This window comes from Altererythrobacter sp. KTW20L (assembly GCF_023501975.1).
GTDB lineage: Bacteria > Pseudomonadota > Alphaproteobacteria > Sphingomonadales > Sphingomonadaceae > Alteraurantiacibacter.
This window is the reverse complement of sequence record NZ_JAMFLH010000002.1, coordinates 268,509-287,725: the sequence shown is the minus strand read 5'-3', so window position 1 is coordinate 287,725 and position 19,217 is coordinate 268,509. Positions and strand designations below refer to the sequence as shown.

The 19,217-nt window shown below is 65.6% G+C and carries 22 protein-coding genes and 1 tRNA gene; 16 read left to right on the top strand and 7 right to left on the bottom strand.

Going from position 1 to position 19,217, the window contains the following annotated elements:
* Positions 1–474: 474 nt before the first annotated feature.
* A tRNA-Arg gene (locus M3P36_RS03065) sits at positions 475–551 on the bottom strand.
* Positions 552–638: 87 nt separating this feature from the next.
* Positions 639–1,043 carry a DUF6152 family protein gene (locus M3P36_RS03060; RefSeq protein WP_249700594.1) on the bottom strand — a complete coding sequence of 135 codons (405 nt, stop codon included), beginning with the start codon at positions 1,041–1,043 and terminating at the stop codon, positions 639–641.
* 214 nt (positions 1,044–1,257) lie between these two features.
* Between M3P36_RS03060 and M3P36_RS03055 the strand changes: the two genes are divergently transcribed.
* The 13 genes from M3P36_RS03055 (at position 1,258) to M3P36_RS02995 (ending at position 12,439) form a co-directional block, all read left to right on the top strand.
* Positions 1,258–2,043, top strand: a complete 786-nt coding sequence (locus M3P36_RS03055) for a hypothetical protein (protein WP_249700592.1) — start codon at positions 1,258–1,260, stop codon at positions 2,041–2,043.
* Positions 2,044–2,119: 76 nt separating this feature from the next.
* Complete coding sequence (locus tag M3P36_RS03050; protein WP_249700590.1) at positions 2,120–2,554, top strand: hypothetical protein; 435 nt, start codon at positions 2,120–2,122, stop codon at positions 2,552–2,554.
* A 62-nt stretch (positions 2,555–2,616) separates the two neighbouring features.
* The gene (locus M3P36_RS03045; protein WP_249700588.1) at positions 2,617–3,135 is read left to right on the top strand and encodes an MmcB family DNA repair protein; all 519 of its coding nucleotides are present in this window, start codon (positions 2,617–2,619) and stop codon (positions 3,133–3,135) included.
* A gap of 69 nt (positions 3,136–3,204) precedes the next feature.
* Positions 3,205–3,927, top strand: coding sequence for a sterol desaturase family protein (locus M3P36_RS03040; RefSeq protein ID WP_249700585.1), 723 nt, complete (start codon positions 3,205–3,207; stop codon positions 3,925–3,927).
* Positions 3,924–4,364, top strand: a complete 441-nt coding sequence (locus M3P36_RS03035; protein ID WP_249700583.1) for a DUF2141 domain-containing protein — start codon at positions 3,924–3,926, stop codon at positions 4,362–4,364. Before M3P36_RS03040 ends, M3P36_RS03035 begins: the two co-directional genes overlap by 4 nt.
* A gap of 86 nt (positions 4,365–4,450) precedes the next feature.
* Positions 4,451–5,833 carry a PAS domain-containing protein gene (locus tag M3P36_RS03030; RefSeq protein ID WP_249700581.1) on the top strand — a complete coding sequence of 461 codons (1,383 nt, stop codon included), beginning with the start codon at positions 4,451–4,453 and terminating at the stop codon, positions 5,831–5,833.
* 56 nt (positions 5,834–5,889) lie between these two features.
* The gene (locus M3P36_RS03025; protein WP_249700579.1) at positions 5,890–7,251 is read left to right on the top strand and encodes a M48 family metalloprotease; all 1,362 of its coding nucleotides are present in this window, start codon (positions 5,890–5,892) and stop codon (positions 7,249–7,251) included.
* A 275-nt stretch (positions 7,252–7,526) separates the two neighbouring features.
* The gene (locus M3P36_RS03020; protein WP_249700577.1) at positions 7,527–8,228 is read left to right on the top strand and encodes a DsbA family protein; all 702 of its coding nucleotides are present in this window, start codon (positions 7,527–7,529) and stop codon (positions 8,226–8,228) included.
* An 88-nt stretch (positions 8,229–8,316) separates the two neighbouring features.
* A complete protein-coding gene (locus M3P36_RS03015; protein ID WP_249700629.1) occupies positions 8,317–9,513 on the top strand; it encodes a sensor histidine kinase in 1,197 nt (398 codons plus the stop codon).
* Positions 9,510–10,307 (top strand): LytR/AlgR family response regulator transcription factor, encoded by a 798-nt coding sequence (locus M3P36_RS03010; RefSeq protein WP_249700574.1) that lies wholly within the window; start codon positions 9,510–9,512, stop codon positions 10,305–10,307. Before M3P36_RS03015 ends, M3P36_RS03010 begins: the two co-directional genes overlap by 4 nt.
* Before the next feature lie 101 nt (positions 10,308–10,408).
* Entirely contained in the window at positions 10,409–11,269 is an 861-nt protein-coding gene (nadC, locus tag M3P36_RS03005; protein WP_249700572.1) for a carboxylating nicotinate-nucleotide diphosphorylase, read from the top strand.
* 37 nt (positions 11,270–11,306) lie between these two features.
* Complete coding sequence (locus tag M3P36_RS03000) at positions 11,307–11,729, top strand: hypothetical protein (protein WP_249700569.1); 423 nt, start codon at positions 11,307–11,309, stop codon at positions 11,727–11,729.
* Complete coding sequence (locus M3P36_RS02995) at positions 11,705–12,439, top strand: ribonuclease T2 family protein (RefSeq protein ID WP_249700567.1); 735 nt, start codon at positions 11,705–11,707, stop codon at positions 12,437–12,439. Before M3P36_RS03000 ends, M3P36_RS02995 begins: the two co-directional genes overlap by 25 nt.
* Before the next feature lie 146 nt (positions 12,440–12,585).
* Here the strand turns inward: M3P36_RS02995 and M3P36_RS02990 are convergent, their stop codons facing one another.
* Positions 12,586–13,041, bottom strand: coding sequence for a nucleoside deaminase (locus M3P36_RS02990; protein WP_249700565.1), 456 nt, complete (start codon positions 13,039–13,041; stop codon positions 12,586–12,588).
* Positions 13,042–13,208: 167 nt separating this feature from the next.
* Here M3P36_RS02990 and rpmB point away from each other — a divergent pair, with 167 nt between their 5' ends.
* Entirely contained in the window at positions 13,209–13,496 is a 288-nt protein-coding gene (gene rpmB / locus M3P36_RS02985; RefSeq protein ID WP_249700563.1) for a 50S ribosomal protein L28, read from the top strand.
* Positions 13,497–13,550: 54 nt separating this feature from the next.
* Here rpmB and M3P36_RS02980 read toward each other — a convergent pair whose 3' ends face one another.
* Genes M3P36_RS02980 through xseA form a run of 4 tightly spaced genes read right to left on the bottom strand, consistent with a single transcriptional unit; the run spans position 13,551 to position 17,175 of the window.
* Positions 13,551–14,558 carry an esterase-like activity of phytase family protein gene (locus M3P36_RS02980; protein ID WP_249700561.1) on the bottom strand — a complete coding sequence of 336 codons (1,008 nt, stop codon included), beginning with the start codon at positions 14,556–14,558 and terminating at the stop codon, positions 13,551–13,553.
* Positions 14,559–14,566: 8 nt separating this feature from the next.
* Complete coding sequence (locus tag M3P36_RS02975) at positions 14,567–15,502, bottom strand: M23 family metallopeptidase (protein ID WP_249700559.1); 936 nt, start codon at positions 15,500–15,502, stop codon at positions 14,567–14,569.
* 5 nt (positions 15,503–15,507) lie between these two features.
* The gene (locus tag M3P36_RS02970; protein WP_249700556.1) at positions 15,508–15,708 is read right to left on the bottom strand and encodes a DUF2093 domain-containing protein; all 201 of its coding nucleotides are present in this window, start codon (positions 15,706–15,708) and stop codon (positions 15,508–15,510) included.
* Positions 15,709–15,735: 27 nt separating this feature from the next.
* A complete protein-coding gene (gene xseA, locus M3P36_RS02965) occupies positions 15,736–17,175 on the bottom strand; it encodes an exodeoxyribonuclease VII large subunit (RefSeq protein WP_249700554.1) in 1,440 nt (479 codons plus the stop codon).
* On the opposite strand from xseA, the gene purD reads away from it, so the two are divergent.
* Both purD and M3P36_RS02955 read left to right on the top strand, forming a co-directional pair.
* Complete coding sequence (purD, locus tag M3P36_RS02960) at positions 17,174–18,478, top strand: phosphoribosylamine--glycine ligase (protein WP_249700551.1); 1,305 nt, start codon at positions 17,174–17,176, stop codon at positions 18,476–18,478. The genes xseA and purD overlap by 2 nt on opposite strands.
* A 2-nt stretch (positions 18,479–18,480) precedes the next feature.
* Entirely contained in the window at positions 18,481–19,179 is a 699-nt protein-coding gene (locus M3P36_RS02955) for a class I SAM-dependent methyltransferase (protein WP_249700549.1), read from the top strand.
* The last annotated feature ends 38 nt before the right edge of the window (positions 19,180–19,217 follow it).

Genomic DNA, 19,217 nt, shown 5'->3' with positions numbered 1-19,217 from the left:
ATCTTTTGCAGATAGATTAGTGCTCGCAGGCTGATCGACCAGAAGACTATCCCGGCCCAACGAATGGCAGGTATCAGCAAAGCCGGACGATCCCAGTAGCAGTGACGACTGGCAGAAATGTCCCAGAGTCGGCCATCTAGACCAGTCGCCATCTTGTCCGCTTTCAGGCGGTCGGCACGCGAGTCGCAATGGATAAAATTGGGGCGCAATGCTGCCGTCGCACCCGCCCCTGCTTTGGACAAGCCGCTCGCATCGTGGTGTGCGGCAACTTCACTGCCTCATTCCAATTCTGGAATGTGCTTGTGCGACCGCCTGCCGCACCCTTCACGCTAGCCCTGCATTGGCTCCGACCAAGGGGCTGATCGACCGGAACGAAACAGCAGTTCCTCGAGCTTTCGCCTGAGCGACACCGGAGTAGCACCGGAGTTTTGCCCCTCGAGCCCTGCCAAATTCGCCGTAACTGTCTGAAGAATATGGCGCACCCGACAGGATTCGAACCTGTGACCCCTGCCTTCGGAGGGCAGTACTCTATCCAGCTGAGCTACGGGTGCAGCAGCGCGCCGCCTAGCAAGGGGCGGGCGGCGCGCCAAGTCCTATTCGTGTGGCCCAAGACCTAATCGCGGCGTGGTGGCCTGTGCCTACTGCGTGGTCCCGCGCTCGCCGAACTGGTTCAGGCGGGTGCCGTCGGGCTTGGTCACGGTGACGTTGAAGCCGCCGTTGCGCCCGTCGCGCAGGGCATAGTGCGTGAGGCTGATGACCTGGCCCGGTGCCAGCGAACGGCGCGACCAGCCATAGCGTACCAAGTGGTTCGGGCTCATGCCTTCGAAGGCCCAGCGGTTGCCTTGCGCATCGCGGGCATAGATGAAGGTGTGCGGATTGGTCCATTCCCACCGTTCGACGGTCATGTTGGTCATCGCCGTTTCCTGGCCCCAGGCGAACATGGCGGTGGAATGATGGGCAGAGCCGGGCACCGACAAGGTGGCTGCCCCGGCCAGTGCCAGCGCGCAACCCAACAGGCCGCGACGGACAATGCTGATGTTCATGTTCTCTCTCCTCGGATCGCGCTTGGCCTTGCCTGCCTGAACGCTCCCTGACGATCCTTCGGGTATATTGCCACTATCAGTTTGACAGAATCAACCCGCCTGCTTGACTTGATACGAATTGCGACATCAATTGCATGGGCAAAAGCAGGCAACATCGGCAATTGTCGGGCAAGCCCGGCGCAGGCCGGACAGGAATTTCCGGGAGGGGAATGGGATGAAATTCGGGGCAAACATCGCGCGGGCACTGGCCTGCGGGGCAGCTATCGGTTCGCTGGCGATCATGGTGCCGGCCACGGCGCAGGAGGCCTATGTGCCCGATCGCGCCACCGGCTATGCCGAAGTGACTGGCCTGCCGGACTGGACCGGCATCTGGTACCCTGACTGGACCCTGCTGTTCGGCGGCCGGGCCGCGGCGCGCCCGGTACTGACCCCGGCGGCGCAGGAGGCCTTCGATGCCTACCAGGCCTCGATCCGCGAGAACGGGCCCAACCAGGAAGCCCAGGCGCTGTGCCTGCCGCCCGGCATTCCCGGCGTGATGCAGCAGCCCTATCCGATCGAGATCCTGTTCTCGCCCGGGCGCGTGACGATCCTGACCGAAGCCTATTCCCAGGCGCGCCGGATCTATACCGACGGACGCCCGCTGCCGGAAGATTTCGACCTGTTCTACACCGGCAATTCGGTCGGCTTCTGGGAAGGCGACAAGCTGATTGTCGATACCATCGGCCTGCACCCGCGGACCAACATCGTCGCCGGCATCCCGCATACCGAAGCGAGCCACGTGCACGAGCATATCTGGCTCCAGGCCCCGGGCGAACTGGTAATCGAATATACCATCACCAATCCCGAGGTGCTGGTCGAACCGCTGGTCACCCGCATCGCCTATCGCCTCGATAACGAATTCCCGATTCGCGAATATGTCTGTTCGGAAAACAACCGGCTGACCACGGGCGCCGAGGGTGAGGGCGCGAATATCGACCTCGGCTTCGACGATATCGACTGAACGGCACCAATTCGTTCCATTCGCCCGGGGGTCCGCTAACCAATTGGCAAGGCTGGCGGCGCTATCGGTTTGTCCGATGAACGCCGTTCCGCCATCTTTCTCGCCACCGGGCTTCTTGCCAGTGGGCAGTTCGTCCGGTCGCGCCGCGCCTGATCGTGGCGCCAGCGGCAACAGCGCTACCTCGATGCGCTGGGCCGCGCTGGGCGATGCCGGTGCCGTGGTGGCAACACTGGCCGGGCTCGCGCCCGAGCCGGTCGAAAACCAGGCGCGCAATTTCCCTGTCCTCATCCGCGAAACCGCGCCGTGGCGACGGACCCTGGCCGAGAACGCCGTGGCCGATCTTGCCGCAGTGATGGAGCCGGGAATGGCTGCGCTCCTGGCAATCAACGCCCGCGGCGCCGATACCCGTCCGGCCGCCCGCGCACTGTGGCAGGAATATGTCCGCGCCCGCGCGGCGATCCTTACGCTGGTGCCGTCCAGCGGCGGCAGGGGGCCTTTGCGCATCGCCTGATTCGCACGGCCGACATACGGGCAACGCTTGACGGTGTTCGCATTTCGTTCCAGTTTCGCGCCATGGCCGATTCGCTTTCCGACACGTTGCGCACCCCTCCCCTGGCAGGTGCTTCGGGCCTGCGCTCGCTCGCCGTGGCGCGGGGGATCGGGCGGCTGTTTGCCCGCAACGATATCTGGATGATTCCCGAAATGCCGCTGCGCAACGGTCGGCGGGCGGACCTGATGGGGGTCGATCCCAAGGGCCGGATCGTGATTGTGGAGATAAAGTGCGCCCGCGGAGACCTGATGGGTGACGGCAAGTGGCCCGACTATCTCGATTTTTGCGACCGTTTCTTCTGGGGCCTGCCGCCCGAACTTGATCGCGCCTGCCTGGAAGGGGAGGATTTCCGCCCTGACCTGTGCGGCGTGATCGTGGCCGACGAATATGATGCGGAGATCATCCGCCCCGCCCCCAGCCAGCCGCTCGCCCCGGCCCGCCGCAAGGTGGAAGTGGAACGCCTCGCCCGCGCCGCGCTGCGCCGCCATCAGGTGCTGCTCGATCCGCAGTGCGAGCCGTGGGCCGTGGGGCGACCGGAATAGGGAGCGATCATAGGGGGGTGATCAAGGTCGGCCTGTTCGGCCACGCACCGCTTTGCTAAGGGATCGCGCGTGACTGTCGCCATCATCCTTTCCGCATTGGCCATGACCCTGATCGTCGGTGTGCGCTACCTTGTCACCAGCGGCGTGTTCGCCTGGGCGACGCGCAAGGTGCGCCCCGGACTGTACGACGGGCTGGAACCGCAGATCCGCCGCGAGATAGGCTGGTCGCTGATGTCGGCGGCAATCTATGGCATACCGGCAGGCGTGGTGGCCTGGGCCTGGCAGGACCTCGGCTGGACGCTGATCTATACCGATCCGGCCGCCTATCCGCTGTGGTACATGCCGCTCAGCCTGCTCGCTTTCCTGTTCCTCCACGACACCTGGTTCTACTGGACTCACCGCTTGATGCACGTGCCGCGCTGGTTTCGCCTGGCCCATGCGGTCCACCATGCCAGCCGTCCGCCGACTGCCTGGGCAGCGATGAGTTTCCACCCCATCGAGGCACTGACCGGCGCGCTGGTGATCCCGCTGCTGGTCTTCGTAATCCCCATCCATGTGGGCATGCTGGGGCTTGTGCTCTTGATAATGACGGTTATGGGCGTGACGAACCACATGGGATGGGAGATGTTTCCCCGCTGGGTTGTTCATTCGCGGGCAGGGTACTGGCTGATAACAGCTAGCCACCACCAGCGGCATCATGATGAGTATTTATGCAATTTCGGGCTCTATTTCCGTTTCTGGGACCGGTTGTGCGGCACCGACCGCGGCTTGTCGGCGCGCTCGCTCTATTGATCCTGGCCCTGTCGAGCTCCACAGTGGTGCTCCCCGCCCTTCCCGCCAAGTCCGCCGTGCCGACCACCAGTGTGCGCATTGCCGTCTCGAACCTGCGCAACGATCACGGGATGGTCCAGGCCTGCCTCACCACTCGGCCAGACCATTTCCCCGATTGCCGCGACGATCCCGCCTCACACCGCCTGTCGATGCAGGCCCACGATGGGCTGGTGCTGCGCTTCGACCGGGTCGAGCCGGGAACCTATGCCGTGGCACTGCTGCATGACGAGAACAGCAATGGCCGGGCCGACCGGGTGCTGTCGATGATCCCGCGCGAAGGGTTCGGTTTCTCGCGCGATGCGCCGGTCCGCATGGGCCCGCCGGGCTTCGACGAGGCCGCTTTCGATGTCGGCGCCGCGCCGGTGCACAAGACGATCCGCATGCGCTACCTGCTGTAACGCAGGCAAAGCGGCGCAACTTCACCGAATATTTACCACGTCGCGCCAAAAGGACCCCCATTGAAAGATTTGGGGATTTACCTGCGATGGATACGTTGCGCGGCAATTTCGGCGGTTACGACAGCCCGCAAGGGTCCGGCCAGTCCGGATTGGACGATCAGGACGGCGACCTCCTGCTCCAGGACGAGGTTGGCAATGATTCGCCCCCCGCCGCAATAGGTGCGGACGAGCGCCGGATGCAGGTGCGGGCCTACAACTTCTGGGCGGCCCTGCTCGAAGACCGCAATTTCCCCAATGTCGAGGATCTCGATCCGCAGCTCCTGCCCGATTTCGGCCCGCACGGCGTGCTGCTCGACTTCTCCAAGGGGATCGAGGATCCGGCAGTGGCCTTCCTCGGCGCAGCCCTGGCCGAGGAATGCGGCGCAAACGGCGCGGTCATTTCGCGCCTGTCCGACGTGCCCCCGCGCTCGCTGCTGTCACGCATCACCGATCACTACATGCAGATCATCGCCAACCAGGCACCGATCGGGTTCGAAGCCGAATTCGTCAACCAGCGCGGCAACATCATCGCCTATCGCGGCATCCTGCTGCCCTTTTCCAGCGACGACGAGACGATTGATTTCATCTTCGGCGTGATCAACTGGAAGGAAATGGCCGACGCCCGCACGACCGATGCCCTGTTGCTGGAGATCGGCCAGGCTCTAGACGTTGCGTCGCCCACCGAACTGGCCGATTGGGCCGATGGTCCCGGTGCCCCGCAAGGCTGTGACACTGCCCTGCCTGTCCCGTCGTTCGGGCTGGACGAAGCGGACGGATCGCTCGCCGCTGCTCCCGGGCCGTCATTTGAAATCGCAGCTGACCAGCCGACCAGCCTGGCCGACTGGCTGGCCGCCGCCCGCGAGCAGGCGCTGGAAGCACGCAGCAGCGAGGACCGCACCCGCGGCGCGCTGTACGAAGCAATCGGCCGGGCGCACGATTTCGCCCTTGCCGCAGCGCGCGAGCCGGAGGAATTTTCCGAAATGCTCGCCGATGCGGGCCTGCCCATGCAAAGCCGCGCTCCGATGACGCCGCTGGTCAAGCTGGTGTTCGGGGCAGATTACGACAAGACGCGCCTCACCGAATATTCCACGGCCCTGCTCCACGCGCAGCGCATGGGCCTCGGCCAGGGCGAGCTGGGGGGCTATCTCGCCAGCATCGATGGGGGCCTTAAAGGCGTGGTGGCAAGCGAACGCGCCCTGCGCCGCGACGCAAGCAACCGCCCCGCCCGTGACACAAGTGCTCCGCGCCCGGCCACTGCCCGCAAACTGCGCGCGCTGGCCCCGCAAAGCTTCTCCGACATCGCCACAGACGGCGCGGAGTTCGCGTTGGTCATGGTCCGCCGTGGTGCTTCAGGCATGGTAGAGGTTCTGGGCGAAGTGCCGGCCGATGCAGGCCTGGTCGAACGCGCAGCACGCAAGCTGGCGGCCTGACCGCATAAGGCAAGTCTTCAGTTCCTGTTCATGGCCCGGTGCGCTAGCATCGGCGCATGCTGTCCCTCGTCCAAGGTCTGGTCCGGTTCGTCGCTGTCGTCGCGCTGTTGTCCGCTGCCGCCACCCCGGTTGCCGCGCAAAGCATCCTGCGCGATGCAGAGACCGAGCAACTGCTGCAAGACATGATCGACCCCCTGTCCGAGGCGGCGGGCCTTGGTTACGGTGCGGTCGACGTGGTGCTGATCAACGACAATTCGATCAATGCCTTCGTGGCAGGCGGACAGCGGGTCTATATCCATAGCGGGCTGATCGCCACGGCCGACACCGCGATCGAGGTGCAGGGCGTGCTGGCGCACGAGCTGGGCCATATCACCGGCGGGCACATCATCCGCCATTCCGAAGGCGCCGGTAACGCCACGCGCATCACCCTGCTGTCCACCCTGGCAGGCATTGCCGCGGCGCTGGCGGGTGGCGGCGAGGCGGCGATGGGCGTGATGGCGCTGGGCCAGCAGGCGGCGATGACGAGTTATCTCGGTTTCCGCCGCGACCAGGAGGCCAGCGCCGACGCTGCCGGGGTCGCCTACCTGTCGGCCGCCGGAATCAGCGGGCGCGGCAGCCTCGAATTCTTCCGCAAGCTGCAAAGCTACGAATTCCGCCGCGGCATCCCGCAGGAAGCCGAATATGCCCGCACCCACCCGCTGTCGGGCAACCGCATCGCCACCTTGCGCGCCGATTACGAGGCCGATGCGGCATGGGATGCGCCAGGCGATCCGCAGATCCAGGAAAGGTTCGAGCGGATCAAGGCCAAGCTGTTCGGCTATCTCTCCACGCCCGAGCGGACCTTGCAGGCCTTCCCAGTCTATATGACCGGCGTGCCCGCGCGCTATGCCCGGGCCTATGCCTTTCACAAGGATGCGCGGGTCGACATGGCCCTGGCCGAGGCCGAGGCCCTGTTGGCGATGGAACCGGACAATCCCTATTTCCTTGAACTGGAAGGCCAGATCCTGCTCGAATCCGGTCGCCCGCTGGAAGCGCTCGATCCGCTGCGGCGCGCCGTCGCGCTGACCGGATCGGACCCGCTGATTGCGCCCATGCTGGGTCATGCCCTGCTGGCCACCGAAAACCCCATGCACCTGGAGGAGGCCGAGCGCGTGCTGCGCGCCGCCGTGGGCCGCGATCGGGAAAATCCCTTTGCCTGGTACCAGCTGGGCGTGGTCTATGGCCAGCGTGGCGATATCCCGCGCGCCCAGCTCGCCAGCGCCGAACAGCAGATCATGAGCGGCAACCCGCGCGCCGCCCTGATGAGCGCGCGCGGGGCCGAGCAGGGCCTGCCGACCGGCTCGCCCGACTGGATCCGCGCACAGGACGTGGGCCTCCAGGCGCGCGCGCAGATTGAACGGCAGGAAGAACGCCGCTAGGCGCAAGGCCTCGGACCCGATAGCAGCGCGCCCGAGGTTTGAGTCAGAATGGCTCAGTGCAAGGAGGAAAAGCGCAGTAATATGTCGATATTTCAAGCTTTTCTGACGGGGCAATGGGCCATTCTGGCCAAACCCCTGTGGGGCGATCCAATGGCTTCCATCTCGAACCAAAGCGGCTTTGGAAGGGCCACCAGCCCTCCCCGCAGCCCCTTTGGCCCGATATGTTCGCCATTGGACCGCCTCGGACGTACTGCTATCGGGTCCGAGGCCTGACTATGCGCTGGATTGCCACCATTGTCGTTTCGCTGATCGCCGGTTTTGCCGGTGCGGCGGCTTTTGCCCTATCCGGACTGGGGGACCGCCAGACCGAAGCCTACATCATGGCAAACCCCGAAGTGCTGCCCCAGGCCATGGCCGAGCTGCAGCGCCGCCAGACGCTGGAGCGGATCGAGCCCATGCGGGCCGAGATCGAGACGCCGTTCCCCGGCGCCGTGCTGGGCAATCCGCAAGGCACGATCACCCTGGTCGAATTCACCGACTATGCCTGTTCCTTCTGCCGCCAGAGCGTGGCCGATGTGAACGCACTGATCGCCGCCAATCCGGACCTGAAAGTGGTGATCCGCGAATATCCGATCCTCAGCGCCGAAAGCGCCGACGCCGCGCGCATGGCGCTGGCCGCCGCGCAACAGGGCAGGTTCGAGGCGTTCCACAATGCCATGTTCGCCATGGGCCAGGTCACGTCCGCCTCGATCGATGCGGCAGCCACTACCGCTGGCGTCGATCTTGAGCGCGCCCATGCCGCCATTGCCGCGGGGCAGTTCGAGGCGCAGTTGCAGAACAATGTCTTCATGGCGCAGACGCTGGGCATTTCCGGCACGCCGAGCTGGATTGTGGGCGACCGTGCTCTGGATGGTGCCGTGGGCCGCGAGGCGATCGGCCGCGCCGTGGCCGAAGCGCGCCAGGCCCGCAACAGCTAGGCGCGGGCGCAGCGGCATGGCGCTCGGTCGTTTCACTTCTGCCCGCAAACCCGCTCCTTCGGCCGGGGGGCCGGTGGCCAACGGCACCATCGCCATGCTGCCGTTCAAGCCGACGCCGTTCTTCGCCGACAAGAACCGCGCTTTCTGGCGGCTGCAGTTCCTCGGCTGGGGCGGGGCCATGGTGTTCCGCAGCGCCACGGTGGTGGCCAATGACCGGCCGCTCGATTACCTGGTCCTGGCGCTGATCGCCGCCATCACCGGCCTGTCGATCAGCCTGATCCTGTCGGTGATCTATTCCTACCTGATCAACCGCCGCCCGCTGGTGACCTGGGGTCTGACTGCCGTGGCCCTGGCAGCGGCAGTGGCGGTCAGCGCCTTCATTAATGCCTGGACGCTGAGCATCTACCAGGGTGGGGCTGAAGGCAATTTCGCCAGCCTGCTGCTGGTGGTGTCCTATCTCGATGCGCCGCTGCTGGGGGCCTGGTCGGCGCTGTACTATGCGATCAATTTCTTCCTGACGGTTGAGGAACAGAATGACCGGCTCGAGCGTCTGGAAGCACAGGCCACGGCGGCGCAGCTGGCCATGCTGCGTTACCAGCTGAACCCGCATTTCCTGTTCAACACATTGAATTCGATCAGCACCCTCGTCCTCCTCAAGCAGACTGCCCCCGCCAACGCCATGTTGACCCGCCTGTCGAGTTTCCTGCGCCACACCCTGGTGATGCAGCCCGGCGTGCGGGTGACGATCGCGCAGGAGGTGGAAACGCTGCAGCTCTACCTCGAGATCGAGCGGATGCGGTTCGAGGAGCGCCTGCGCACCGAATTCCGCATCGATCCCGATGCCGCCCAGGCCATGATCCCCTCCATGCTGCTCCAGCCGCTGGTCGAGAACGCCATCAAGTACGGCGTTTCGGCGCAGGAGGAAGGTGCACGAATTTCGGTGGCGGCGCAGGTGCTGGGCAACCGCCTGCGACTGACCGTGGCCGATACCGGGCCGGGCCTGCAGGGCTCGCGCCGCAACGATATCATCGACAGCAGCCCGGGGGCGGGCCGCTCGGTCTCCACCGGCGTGGGCCTCGCCAATATTCGCGACCGGCTGGCCCAGGCCTATGGCGAGCAGCACCGTTTCGAGATTGCCACGCCGCCCGGAGGAGGCTTTACTGTCGTTATAGAAATTCCCTTCGAAAGGGATGCTTCGGCCGAGGGGGCGGAAGAAGCCAGGATGCCCGCAACCCCAGCCGCCGGCTCGCTTGCCGCGGCACAGCCGATTGGAACTACACCATGACCATTCGCACCATCGTCGTCGATGACGAGAAACTGGCCATCCAGGGCCTGCAACTGCGGCTGGAAGCCTTTCCCGATGTCGAGGTGATCGGCACCTGCGCCAATGGCCGCGAGGCGATCCGCGCGATCAAGACCGAGAAGCCCGACCTCGTATTCCTCGACATCCAGATGCCGGGGTTCGACGGGTTTTCCGTGGTGAAGGGCGTGATGGAGATCGAGCCGCCGCTGTTCGTCTTCGTCACCGCCTACCAGGAACACGCGATCCGCGCCTTCGAGGCCAACGCCGTCAATTACCTGATGAAGCCGGTGGATGAGGCCAAGCTCGCCGATACCATTGAGCGCGTGCGCCAGCGCCTTTCCGAGAAGCGCAGCGCGGAAGAGGCGGAAAAACTGAAGGACGTGCTGGCCGAAGTCAGCCCCGAAAGCCTGGAGGAAATGGGCGCGGGCGAGGACGAGGTTTCCGCCCGCTTCGAAAAGATGATCAACATCAAGGATCGCGGCCAGATCTTCCGCGTCGATGTCGATACCATCGAGCATATCGAGGCCGCCGGCGACTACATGTGCATCTATACCGGCGACAATTCGCTGATCCTGCGCGAGACGATGAAGGACCTTGAACGTCGGCTCGATCCGCGCAATTTCCAGCGCGTCCACCGCTCGACCATCGTCAACCTCGACCTGGTGCGCCAGGTCCGTCCGCACACCAACGGGGAATGCTTCCTGGTGCTGGATTCGGGCGCGGAGGTGAAGGTGAGCCGGTCATATCGGGATGTCGTGGCGCGGTTCGTGCACTAGTTTGCTTTTCGAACGCCCATCCGGGCGTTCGTCCTCGGATGGGGGTGGGGAAAACAAGTGTCCTCCTCGACACGAACGGGCGGTTTTGGCAGTGGGTGTCGATGGAAAATTTCACCCTCCCCGGCTTCGACCTCGCCCAGTTCGTCCGTGCCACTTTGGACGAGGACCTGGGGGTAGGCCTGCCGGGCGGCGGGCGCGATGTGACGGCCGATAGCGTGATCCCCGCCGAGGCACGGTTTACCGGCGTGATGGACTGCCGCGATGCCATCGTCGTGGCGGGCCTGCCGATTGCCGTGGCCTTTTTCCGCAGCCTCGATCCCGCCATGGCCATCGAGGTGCTGGTGGAGGAGGGTGCGAGCGTTCCTGCCGGGTCCGACCTGATGCGCCTGTCGGGCAACGCCCGCGCCATGCTGACCGCCGAACGCGCCGCACTCAACACCGTGCAGCACCTGTCGGGCATCGCCACCATGACGCGCGCCTATGTCGATGCCATGCAAGGGCACGCGACCCTGCTCGACACCCGCAAGACCATCCCCGGCCTGCGCCACCTGGAAAAATACGCCACCCGCATGGGTGGGGCGCAGAACCACCGCATGGGGTTGTGGGATGCGGCGATGATCAAGGACAACCACGTGGCCGTGGCGGGCAGCGTGGGCGAAGCCGTGCGCCGCGCCATTGCTGCAGGCGTGACCAGCGTGATCTGCGAAGTGGACCGGCTCGACCAGATCGAACCGGCGCTGGCGGCCGGGGCCAGCCACCTGTTGCTCGACAACATGGACGTGGCCACCCTGCGCCAGGCGGTGGAGCAGGTCGCGGGTCGCGTGCCGACAGAGGCGAGCGGCGGCATCAATCTCAATACCATCGGCGCCAAGGCCGCCACGGGCGTGACCTATGTCTCGGTCGGCCGCCTCACCCAATCCGCCCCCGCCGCCGATGTGGGGCTGGACTTCACCCCGCTGTGAATGCCATTCCGGGTTTAACGCGGGCAGGAGGACGTCGATGAGACCGGATTCGATGAAAAAGTTCGACATGCTGTTCCTCGGCGCACTGGCCGTGGGGGTGGCAAACTTCGCATTGAGCTACGGGCGGTTCTCCGCCCTGATGGAGCAGCAGATGGCCCAGGCCGGGGTCGAGGGCATGGGCAGTACCGCCCTGCTGGTTGGCGCGGGGATCGGTTTCGGACTGATGCTGGGCCTGTGGTTCCTCGTCGCGCGCCTGCGGATCGAATTCATCAAGTGGCTCCTGCTGCTGCTGGTCGTCTACAACGCCGCGATGCTGCCGCAATCGGTGGCGCAATCGCTGGCAGGAGAGTCCAGCATGTCGGCCTTGCTGGGGGTAGTGGCCCTGGCCCTGCAGGTCGCTGCCTTGTGGTTCCTTTTCCGTCCGGCATCAAAGGCATGGTTATCCAGCAAGGGCGAATAGGCGCGGCCGCGCTGGCGGCAGCCATGCTGTCGCTCATGCCGGGCACCGCGCTGGCCCAGGCCTATCAATGCGCCGTACCGGCCGCCTCGGCGCCGCTATCGGTCCCTCAGGTCGAACAGGACGGCCCCACCCGGCTGATGCCGGTCGCAGGCTATACCCTGGCCCTGTCGTGGAGCCCGGAATTCTGCCGCACCCGCGAGGACAGTGCGCGCAATGCGCGCCAGTGTTCGGGGCAGGACGGGCGGTTTGGCTTTATCGTCCACGGGTTGTGGCCCAACGGGCGCGGCGAATCATGGCCGCAATGGTGCCCCACCAGCCGCCAGCCCGGCCCCGCCGCCCTGCGCCAGAACCTGTGCATGACGCCCGACACCCGGCTGCTGGCGCATGAATGGGCGAAGCACGGCAGCTGCATGGTGGGCACGCCCGAGACCTATTTCAGCGTCACCCGCGTGCTGTGGAATTCGCTGCGCTTCCCCGATTTCGACCGCTTGTCGCGCCGCGAGGGCCTGACCGCAGGGGCGATTCGCGAGGCCTTCGCCGATGCCAATCCGCACTGGGAGGCCGAGCACGTGGGCCTCAAGGTCAACGAGCGCGGCTGGCTGGAAGAAATGCGCCTGTGCTACGATCGCCGCTTCCGCCCCGCCCGCTGCACGCCGCGACGCTATGGGCCGGAGGATGGTGCAGCGGTGCGGATCTGGCGGGGGCTGTAGAAAAGGGGCGCTCGCAGAGGCGCAGAGGCGCAGAGGAAATTCTGCAAGCGGCAAAGCCGCAGTATCCCTTAGGGCCTGCATGACGCCGCTACGCGGATTGGGCGCCACTTCTCTGCGCCTCTGCGCCTCTGCGCCTCTGCGAGCGCTTACCTCCTTGCGGCAAAAAACCCGCGCAGCAATTCCGCCGCTTCCCACTCGCCCATGCCGGAATATACTTCGGGCCGGTGGAGGCATTGCGGCTGGTCGAACACCCGCGCTCCATGCTCCACCGCACCGCCCTTGGGATCGCTGGCGGCGTAATAGAGGCGGGCGATGCGGGCGTGGCTGATCGCTCCGGCGCACATGGCGCAGGGTTCCAGCGTGACATGGAGGTCGCAGCCTTCCAGCCGTTCCTGACCCAGCGCCTGGGCGGCCCGGCGTATAGCCAGCAGTTCGGCATGGGCCGTGGGATCGTGCAGCGTGCGCGGACTGTTGTGGGCCATGGCGATCACCTCGCCGTCCTTCACCACCACCGCGCCCACCGGCACTTCGCCCGCTGCGGCCGCCAGCCGCGCCTGTTCAAGCGCCTGTTGCATCGATAGGGGGATCGGCCAGCGGGTCATGCCACGGCGCTAACCGCTGGCAGCGCCAACCGCAATGGCAGCCGGATGGGCCCGCGATTGCTTGACGACCCCCATTTGCTTGACGACTCCTGGGCCCCACTGTATGCGCCCGCCTTCTTCCGGCTAATGGTCGGCAACCGATTCACACTCGCAAGAGAGATTTTGTCATGTCGCGCATCTGCGAACTTACCGGCAAGGGCCGCCAGACCGGCCACAATGTCAGCCACGCCAACAACAAGACCAAGCGCGTCTTCCTGCCCAACCTGCAGAACGTCACGCTGATCTCGGAAAAGCTCGATCGCAGCTTCAAGTTCCGCGTTTCGACCCACGGCCTGCGCTCGGTGGAGCACAACGGCGGACTCGACAACTGGCTGATGAAGACCAGCGACGAGAAGCTCTCGACCAATGCCGTCAAGGTGAAGCGCGAGCTGAAGAAGGCGCTGACCGCAGCCTGATTCGCCAGCTTTGGTACATGACAGGGGCGCCCGCCATATGGCGAGGCGCCCTTTTCATTGCCCGTCTTGTGCGATGCCCGATTCGGCGGGCGGCGGTGTCCAGTGCAGTTGCGCCAGCAGGGTGCGCTGCAGGGCTGCAAAATTGTCATCCGAGGCAATCCAGATGCGGATGGAGCCATCGTCCAGCGGGGTGACCGCCAGCGCCTCCCAGTTCTCGCGCGGGATAATGGCATCGAGATCTAGGACTTCGTGCAGCTGCCAAGGGTCCTGTTCGCCGATCTGCGCCGGATCGCCCACGAACAGGCGCGCGGTGAACGGCAGCCAGCCCCACCGCAGCCCGCGCCCCAGCACCAGCACCCGCCCGTCCGGCAGCAGGACCATGCCGGTGGCATAATATGGCTCGGGCAGGGCAAAGCGGAACGCGCGCGCCGTGGCCCCCTCTTCGACCGGATCGCCGTCGAACAGCAGGCCGCGCAGCCTGCTTTCGGGCAGCAGCAGGAAACGTCCGTCCGCCAGCCGGGTCATGGCCTCCAGCCCGCCGTTGACCGGCCAGTGGCGCATCTCGGGCGGCTGGCGCGCGGCAATGAACCGGCCCGTCAGATCATACCGGACCACGGCGTTGAAATTCTCGAAGCCCAACCAGTAGTCGCGCGTCTCCGGATGGCGGGTCGCCGATTCGATATCGGGGAACTTGTCGGAAAAGGGGCCGATGTCCCATACGTTGGAAAAGCTTGCCCGGCGCGGATGGTCCGGCGGCAGACGGGTGCCAGGCAGCGGGAATGTGAGCGACGATCCGCGATCGGAAAACAATAGCAACTCGTGCTCGCCGATCGTCAGCATGGCCGAATAGCCGCCGAACATCATGCCCGGGCTGTCCAGGTGCCACACGCCTTCGCGGACAAAGCCGTCGCGTTCGGCCGGAAGGTCCACGGTCACGGGCATTTCGCGCACTTCTGCCGCCGGCACGGTCCAGGGTTCGCTCCGCACCCACACCAGCGACAGCATCAGGGTCGAGAACAGCCCCACGGCGAAAGCGCGCCGCCCGTCGATGGTGCGGCGCACGCCCTTGCTCAGGGCATGGGTCCGAGGAACAGCAGCGGATCGAGCCGCGCATCGCGCCACTTGATACCCCAGTGCAGGTGCGGCCCGGTCGATCGCCCGGTGGAACCGATGCGGGCGATCGGCTGGCCCTGCCTGACCACGTCGCCTTCGCGCACCAGCAGGGCGGAATTGTGCAGGAACGCGCTGTTGAGGCCGTGGCCGTGGTCGATGATCAGGAGATAGCCTTCGAGGCTGAACGGCTGGTCGGTCGCCAGGGTCACCACCCCATCGGCAGGCGCGACATAGGTCGTGCCGTTTCCACCGGCGATGTCGAGGCCGGAATGGTAGGCGCCCGCCTCCCCGCCGCGATAGATCCGCTGCGAGCCGAAGCGGCCGGAGATGCGCCCCGTCACCGGCCAGATGAACTGTTGCGTCCAGCCCTGCGATTGCGCGTTGACCTCGCGGGCGGCGTTGATGCGGGCCAATTCGGGGCGGCGGCGCTCCATGAAGGCGGCGCTTGATCCGCCGGGGCTGCGCGCCACGTTGACCCGCTCGATCTGCCAGTCGCGGGGGGAGACGGCCAGGGTCTCGGTCACCTGCCGCCCGTCGGCCAGGGTGGCGATGAGCACGGCCTGATTGCCCGCATCGCGGTCGAAGGCGGCGAAGAAGCGGCCCTGCTCATCCAGCACCAGCGCCTGTTCGCCCAGCCGCGCGGCCACGGTCCCGGTGGGTGCCTGCCCGCGAATCCAGCCGCCCTGCGTCAATTCCCCGGCATAGGTGAAGGGGGTCAGCGGGATCGGGGGCGGCGGAGCGGAAGGGGGCGGCGGCACCGGCTGGATCACCGGAGCAGCTACCGCAATGACTTCCTCGGGCGGGGGCGGGGCGTCGCTGGCGGGGACCACCTGGCACCCTGCAACGGCAAGAGCAGCCGGGGCCAGCCACACGATCCTGACAGGTGGGCGCATTGCCCTTAAAGCTCCAGCGCCCGCCGGGTCGAAATCTCGGCACTGGCATAGGGCTCCTGCCGATCTACGCTCCAGTAGCGCAGCTCCTCCAGATCGACCGGCTGGCCGGTGACAGCGCAGAGCACGAAGGTGCCGGGGCGGACCACGCGAAAGCCGTTGGGGCCATAGATCAGCGTGGCGGGTTTGTCGGAAGCGGACATCAGCATGGGGTGGTCTCTATCAAGTGGCGCGGGTCAAAGCAATTTCGGCTGGCTGTTGGTGGGTGCCGTAGGTTTGGGAGCGGGTGAGCGCTTCGCCCCAGCAGGCACGACGTCCAGATCGCCATCGGCAAAGCGGATAGCCAATGCGGCCTGTCGCTGGGCTGAAGCCTTGCTGGTCACCGCCTTGCCCGCGCTATCCAGCACCATGGCATAGCCGCGTTGCAAGGGGCGTTCAGGGTGCAACTGTTCCGCCAGTCGGGCCAGCGCGGCAAGGCGCTGCTGGCGCTCGGCCAGAGGGCGCAGGACCAGCGCGGGAACAAGGCGCACAGTTTCCAGCCGCCCCCTTGCATCGCGCCAGCCGCGCTGGAGCATGGCGGGCGACAGGCGCAGCGCACCCAGCTTCTCGCGCCCCGCCGCCGCGCGGTCCACCAGCGCGCGGCGCAGGCGTTCGCCCAGGTCATCGAGCTTCTGCGCCTGCGGCTGCAGCAACTGGTCAGGCCGGGGCAGATGGCGCGCGCGGGCCTCCAGCCGCTCGCGCCCCAGGGCAACGGGCCGCAGCGCGCATTTCCTTTGCCGCAGCCCCAGTTCGGCCAGCGAGGTGGCAAGTTCACTACGCACCGGCACGGCCATTTCCGCCGCTGCCGTGGGCGTTGGCGCACGCCGGTCGGCGGCGAAATCGCACAGCGTGGTGTCGGTCTCGTGCCCGACGGCGCTGATCACGGGAATCGGCGAATCGGCCACAGCGCGCACCACCACTTCCTCGTTGAACGCCCACAGGTCTTCGATCGAGCCGCCGCCACGCGCCACGATCACCAAGTCGGGCCGCTCGCCTTCGGGCATCGCCCCGAACCCGCGCACCGCCGCTGCCACCTGCGCCGCCGCGCCGTTGCCCTGCACCAGCACCGGCCAGACGAGCACGTGGCTGGGAAAGCGGTCGGCCAACCGGTGGAGGATATCGCGGATCACCGCACCTGTTGGCGACGTCACCACGCCAATGCGGCGCGGGATGAACGGCAGGGCGCGCTTGCGCTCCGCTGCGAAAAGCCCTTCGGCCTGCAGCCGCGCCTTGGTTTTCTCCAGCAGTGCCAGCAGCGCGCCTTCGCCGGCGATCTCCATGCTTTCCATCACGATCTGGTACTTCGACCGCCCCGGATAGGTGGTGATCTTGCCCGTCGCGATCACCTCGATCCCGTCTTCCGGGCGAAAGGCCAGCCGCTGGACCGACCCCTTCCACATCACCGCATCGAGCACCGCGCCTTCATCCTTGAGGCTGCAATAGAAGTGCCCCGATGCCGCCCGCTTCACGCCCGAAAGCTCGCCGCGCAGCCGCACAAAGCCGAACCGGTCCTCCACCGTACGCTTCAGCGCCTGCGAAATCTCGGTGATGGACAGGGCTGCGGAATTGTCCCCGGCGCGCTCCTTGGCTACCAGCCCTTCATCTGCAGAATCGAAATCGGAAAAAGGGCCGGGCATGAACATCCTCTTGCTGGGATCGGGTGGACGCGAACATGCGCTGGCCTGGAAGCTGGCGCAATCCCACGCGATCGCGACCGAGGGCGGACAGCTGTTCGCCTGCCCCGGCAATCCGGGCATAGCGCAATATGCGGAATGCTTCGAGACCGACGTGACCGATCACGAACTGGTGCTGGCGTTTTGCGAACAGGAGCATATCGGCCTTGTCGTGATCGGCCCCGAAGCCCCGCTGGTCGATGGCCTGGCCGACAGCCTGCGTGCCGAAGGCGTGGCCGTGTTCGGCCCTTCTGCCGCCGCCGCCCAGCTTGAAGGGTCCAAAGGCTTTACCAAGGACCTGTGCGCGCGGGCAAACATTCCCACCGCCGGCTATGTCCGCACCACCTCGCTTGATCAGGCGAAAGCCGCGCTCGACGGGTTTGCAGCGCCATTCGTGCTCAAGGCAGACGGGCTGGCGGCAGGCAAAGGCGTCGTCATCGCCGAAACCCGCGCCGAGGCGGAGGCCGCGCTGGAAGACATGTTCGATGGCGCGTTCGGGGACGCGGGCAACGAAGTGGTGATCGAGGAATTCATGACCGGCGAGGAAGTGAGCTTCTTCGCGCTCACCGATGGCGCCACCATCGTGCCCTTCGGCACCGCGCAGGATCACAAGCGCGTGGGCGATGGCGATACCGGCCCCAATACCGGCGGCATGGGCGCCTACAGCCCCGCGCGCGTGCTCACCCCCGATCAGCGCGGCTTCGTGATGAGCCGGATCATCGCCCCCACAGTCAAGCAGATGGCCGACGATGGCATGGCCTATGTCGGCGTGCTCTATGCCGGGCTTATGCTGACCGAGGACGGCCCCAAGCTCGTCGAATACAATTGCCGCTTCGGCGATCCTGAATGCCAGGTGCTGATGATGCGGCTGGAGGATGATCTGGCCGATTACCTCTATGCCGCCGCCACCTCGGCGCTGGCCTCGATGCCGCCGCCGAAGTTTTCGCAGGATGTCGCGCTGACCGTGGTGATGGCCGCCAACGGCTATCCCGCTACGCCTGAAAAGGGCGGGCTGATCGACCTCAAGGATGCCGAGGCTGCCAAGGATTCTGGCGGCGCGATGGTGTTCCACGCCGGCACCGTGATCGACGAGGAAGACGGCACCTTGCGCGCCAATGGCGGCCGCGTGCTCAGTGTCACCGCGCGGGCCGCCGATGTTGCCACCGCACAGGCAGCCGCCTATGCGGCGGTGGACCGGATCGACTTTGCGAGCGGCTTCTGCAGGCGCGATATTGGCTGGCGCGAAATAGGACGAGGAGAACGCTGACCATGCTGGGTCCAGAATTCGAGCAAATCGCCCGCTGCATTCCGAATGACGATGCGCGCGTGTCTTCGGCCGAACAGATGCTTGCAGAAGCCGCAAGACGTGTTGATGGCCCGCTGCGCGTACTCGATCTTGGCTGCGGAGACGGACGCGGCCTTGATCTGGTCACCTCCACGATGCCCCAAGCGGACTATTGCGGTGTGGACATCGAAGGCTCCCCCGAAGTTACCCAGCGCAGCAAGCAGGATGCCCGCTTCCACAGTTACAATGGCACCGATCTTCCATTTGCAGACGCCGCATTCGATATCGTCTATAGCCGTCAGGTGTTCGAACACGTCCGCCACCCGGACAAGGTTGTGGCGGAGATCCGGCGGGTATTAAAGCCGGGCGGGATGTTCGTCGGTTCAATGTCAAACCTTGAGCCTTATCACTCCTACTCGATCTTCAATTACACACCGTATGGCGTCTTTCGGATCATGGAGGACAACGGCCTTGATCTTATGGAAATGCGACCGGGCATGGAGGGCATGGCCCTCATCATGCGGCGGATCACCAGCCTGCGAATCAAGAATTTCAGCCTCTACTACCCGCTTGTCGAGGCGAAGGGTCGCCTGAACAATTGGGACGCAAGAAAGCGCAACTACCTGAAATTACGCCTGTCTGGACATATCTGCTTTTTGGCCCGCCGCCCGTTGGAGAACTGATGTTACCTTGCGGGTGCAAGTCTGGCGCGAAGGAAAAA